The sequence below is a fragment of the Kitasatospora sp. NPDC049258 genome (assembly GCF_040678895.1).
In the GTDB taxonomy this organism is placed as follows: Bacteria; Actinomycetota; Actinomycetes; order Streptomycetales; family Streptomycetaceae; genus Kitasatospora.
This window is the reverse complement of record NZ_JBFAQT010000094.1, coordinates 1-3,934: the sequence shown is the minus strand read 5'-3', so window position 1 is coordinate 3,934 and position 3,934 is coordinate 1. Positions and strand designations below refer to the sequence as shown.

General features: G+C 75.6%; 5 protein-coding genes. All 5 read left to right on the top strand.

Annotated elements, in window-relative coordinates:
- Positions 1-80 precede the first annotated feature (80 nt).
- Complete coding sequence (locus tag AB0K43_RS31290; protein ID WP_363645788.1) at positions 81-1,034, top strand: hypothetical protein; 954 nt, start codon at positions 81-83, stop codon at positions 1,032-1,034.
- A 30-nt stretch (positions 1,035-1,064) separates the two neighbouring features.
- Positions 1,065-1,460 carry an RRQRL motif-containing zinc-binding protein gene (locus AB0K43_RS31285; protein ID WP_363645786.1) on the top strand — a complete coding sequence of 132 codons (396 nt, stop codon included), beginning with the start codon at positions 1,065-1,067 and terminating at the stop codon, positions 1,458-1,460.
- 17 nt (positions 1,461-1,477) lie between these two features.
- Positions 1,478-2,692, top strand: a complete 1,215-nt coding sequence (gene dnaN, locus AB0K43_RS31280) for a DNA polymerase III subunit beta (RefSeq protein ID WP_363645784.1) — start codon at positions 1,478-1,480, stop codon at positions 2,690-2,692.
- Between the two features lie 102 nt (positions 2,693-2,794).
- Positions 2,795-3,535: a hypothetical protein gene (locus AB0K43_RS31275; RefSeq protein ID WP_363645782.1), complete on the top strand. Its 741-nt coding sequence runs from the start codon at positions 2,795-2,797 to the stop codon at positions 3,533-3,535.
- A 37-nt stretch (positions 3,536-3,572) separates the two neighbouring features.
- Entirely contained in the window at positions 3,573-3,818 is a 246-nt protein-coding gene (locus tag AB0K43_RS31270) for a hypothetical protein (RefSeq protein ID WP_363645780.1), read from the top strand.
- Positions 3,819-3,934: the final 116 nt, after the last annotated feature.

The following is a 3,934-nucleotide window of genomic DNA, read 5'->3' as shown; positions in this document are numbered from 1 at the left end:
GCCCGCCCCGCCGACCCGGCCGGGCGGGCGGCGGCGCACCCGCACCCGCCACTTCACCGATCACGACTCCGGAGGACTCCGTGACCGTCACCCCCACCGCACCGCACACCAACACGCCGGCCCTGCCCGGCCCGGCCGTCGACCCGGCCCCGGTCGGCGACGAGAGCATCGAGTGGGCGCTGTGGCTCACCGGCACCGGCGAGCAGCGGCCGATGCGCGACCACATCACCGCGCTGCTCACCGCCGCCCAGCACACCGCCCAAGCGGCCCTGCACGACACCGGCCACCGGGGCGCCCAGGTCGACCGGGCGGTGGTCCTGCACCGCGGCCGCGTCTGGTCCCCCGACCCGCACGCCGCCTGCGGCGCCGTGAAGCCGGTGCTGCTCTGGTCCGCCCGCTGCAAGGTCTGCGGCGAGCCGTTCGACGAGGAGTACGACCACCACAGCACCGTTGGCGAAGTGGTCGAGCAGGCCGTCGACGGCGACTGGACGGACGCCGACGGCGGCTGGCTGATCTGCGACAACGAAGACCGCGAGCACGACGACGCCCGCGCCGCCACCGGCCGGGCGCCGGCCGACCCGCTCCCGGGACAGAACCCGCTGCCCGGCATCCCGGCCGACGGCCCGATCCACACCTGGTTCGGCCTCACCTACGCCAACTACCTGGTGGTGCCGCGCACGCTCATGCAGTCGATGCCAGCGAGCTGGCAGCAGCGCATCGTCGCCTGCCTCACCGAGCTGGACGCCGCGTTCGCGCACGTGGCCCGCGCTGAGGCGTACGACGTCATCCCCGGCACCGTCCGCGAGGCCGGCGACCTCACCGACGTCGAGCTCGCCGCGGCCGGTGTCCGGGTCGAGCGCCACGGCGAGGACGGCGCCGAGCTGGACGAGCCGCGCTTCACCGACCGCGACGGCGAGGAGCTGCCGGGCCACGAGTACGTGCTGCTGCCCGGCACCGACCCGGTGCCGCACTACAACCGCGGCCGCACCCGCATCACCCCCTACGGCCGCCGCACCACCACCCCCGGCGCCTGACCACCCGCCAGCAGTGAAGGAGAGTCCGCCGTGCGCGCACCCGATCTCGACCCGACCGGCGAGCACCACGGCGGACTCCCCACCTGGCCGTGGAGGTTCGGCCCCGAGGGCCTGGCCACCCGCCGCCAGCTGCGCGCGATGGGCCTGAGGCCGGCCTCCCAAGAGCCGGCCGCCCAGGTGGTGTGCCGACGCGGGCGTCGCCACGGCTACCTGTACCGGATCGCCCTGGCCCGCCCGGTGCGGCCGATGACGCCGGGCCGGGCCGCCGCCCTGGACCGGGCGATGGCCGCTCGCCAGACCTGCCCGATCTGCCGCACCCGCTACGACCACTGCCTGCCGCTCAAGTCGGTCGGCTTCTGCCTGCCCTGCTCCGAGCTGTCCGACGACGAGCGCGAGCAGCTCGCCGCCCTCACCGCCACCGCCTGACCGTCCTGGAGGACACCGTGAAGCTCCGCCTGTTCGCCGGCCCCTTCGCCGACGCCGTCGCCCACGTCGCCCGCGCCCTGCCCACCCGGCCCCCGGTGCCGGTCCTCGCCGGCATCCTGCTGCGCACCGACACCGACGGCCTGCACCTGGCCGCGTTCGACTACGAGGCCTGCGCCACCACCCGTCTCGACGCGGAGATCGCCGACGACGGCACGACGCTGGTCTCCGGCCGACTGCTCAACGACATCTGCAAGGCGCTTCCGAAGGCGGCCGAGGTCGACATCGAGCTGTCCGGGGCCCGGCTGCTCCTCACCGCGGGCACCGCGCGGTTCACCCTGCCGACCCTCCCCGTCGAGGAGTACCCGGCCCTGCCGGCCGTCCCGGACACCGTGCTCACGGTGGAGGGCGACGCGCTCGCGGACGCCGTCGCCCAGGCCGTCATCGCCGCCGGCACCGACGACACCCTGCCCGCCCTCACCGGCGTGCAGACGGTCCTGGAGGGCAGCCGGCTCACCCTGGCCGCCACCGACCGCTACCGCTTCGCGGTCCGCGAGCTCACCGTGAAGCCCACCGGCACGCTGCCCGACACCAAGCCGGTGAAGAAGGCCAAGAAGGTCGGCGACCAGGACGCCGGGCCGACGGCCGAGGAGCTCGACGCGGCCGCCCGGACCGTCCTGGTGCCGGCGAAGTTCCTCGCCGAGGCGGCCCGCGCGCTGGCCGGGGAGCACCCGGTGGCCGTCGGCTGGTCGGACGGGCAGCTCACCCTCTCCATCCCGGGCCGCACCACCGGCACCCGCCTGCTGGAGGCCGAGTTCCCCAAGTTCCGCGGCCTGTTCCCGAGCGTCGCCGACGCGGAGCTGACCATCACCGTCCCGGTCGAGGAGGCGCTGGCCGCCATCAAGCGCGTCGCCCTGGTCGCGAGCGACAAGCGCCCGATCCGCCTGGCGGTCGACGGCGACCAGCTGCTCATCGAGGCCGGCGACGGCGACGACGCCCGCGCCGCCGACCGCATCCCTTGCAACTCCGTCGGTTCGCTCGACGACCGGGTCCAGGGGTGCGACGCCGCGTTCAACCCCGGCTACCTCGCCGACTGCCTCAAGTCGATGACGACCCCCGAGGCCCGGTTCCACCTCACCTCCTCCACCAAGCCCGTCCTGGTCCTCGGCCACTCCGGCGAGGACGCGGGCGGCGACTACCAGCACCTGCTGATGCCGATCCGCCTCCAGGGCTGAGACCGCACCAATCGGCCCGCCCCGGCAACCGCCGGGGCGGGCCCCAGCACACCCGCACCACACCCCCCGCACCACACCGACCTCACCGAGGAGCAGCACCCCGTGAACCAGCACACCGAGCACAGCGAGCCCAGCACCACCGAGGCGCAGCCGTCCTCGAGCATCCGCGAGGCGGCCGGGCGCCGGGCCCGCGCCCTCACCGCTCCGGGCGGCTGGCTGGACCAGCGGCGCCGCGACGTCGTCGACGGCCTGGACGACTTCACCACCGCCGAGCCGTGGGTGCGCGGCCTCACCTACCTCGCCGGGACCGCCTTCGCGGTCCTGCTGCTTGGCACCATCGGCGGCATCCTGCTGAACGGCGCCGCCGCCGTGATGGGCGCCATCCACCTGCCCGAGCACATCCCCGGCAGCGGTGACGGCCTGCGCGCCGCGATCACCGACCCGATCCACACCTACCTCGCCGCCCACACGCCCGAGCCGCTCACCGAGGCCACCGCGTACGGCGCGTGGAAGACGCTCGGCGTGCTCGCCGGCCTGCTCGCCTTCCTCACCCAGGGCGCCGTCGCCCGTCTCGCGTGGTCGGCCTGGTCCTGCGCGTCCCTCGCCATGGTGTGGCAGGCATCCCCGGAAGCCGGCCGCCCCGTCGCCACCGGGCTTGCCGCCGCCGCCATCGCCGTCGTCTCCCTGTTCGCCCTGCGCGGCATCTCCTTCAGCCTGCGCCCGATGGTCATCAACCGCACCGACGTCCAGCCGCAGATCACCATCCAGACCCCCGAGCCCAAGCAGGCCGTCCGCGCGAGGCCGTCCGTCCCCGCCCCGGGCGGTCCCTTCGACCAGCGCTGACCCCGCCCGACCACGACGACCAGGAGCAGCCACACCCGTGCCCGAACCCGCCCTCCCCCACCCCGCCGCACCCGGCCAGCAGCTGAACACCGTCATCACCCAGCGCACCCAGGCCCTGGCCGCCGACGTCGCCCAGCTGCGCGCCGACGCCGACCGCCTGGCCGCTGGCCTCGCCCGCGGCGTCAGCACCACCGACACCGAGCGGCTCACCGTCCTGGCCCAGCGCATCCACGGCCAGGCGGCCCGGATCGAGGGCCTGTACGACGCCCGCAGTCTCACCTGACCGACAGCCAGCCCCGGGGGCCGGGGTCAGCGCCCCCGCCCCCCCCCGCCCCCCCCACCCCCCGCGCCACGCCCCCCCGGAAGCCACCCCCCCAAGCCCGGGGCGGATAGCCCCCG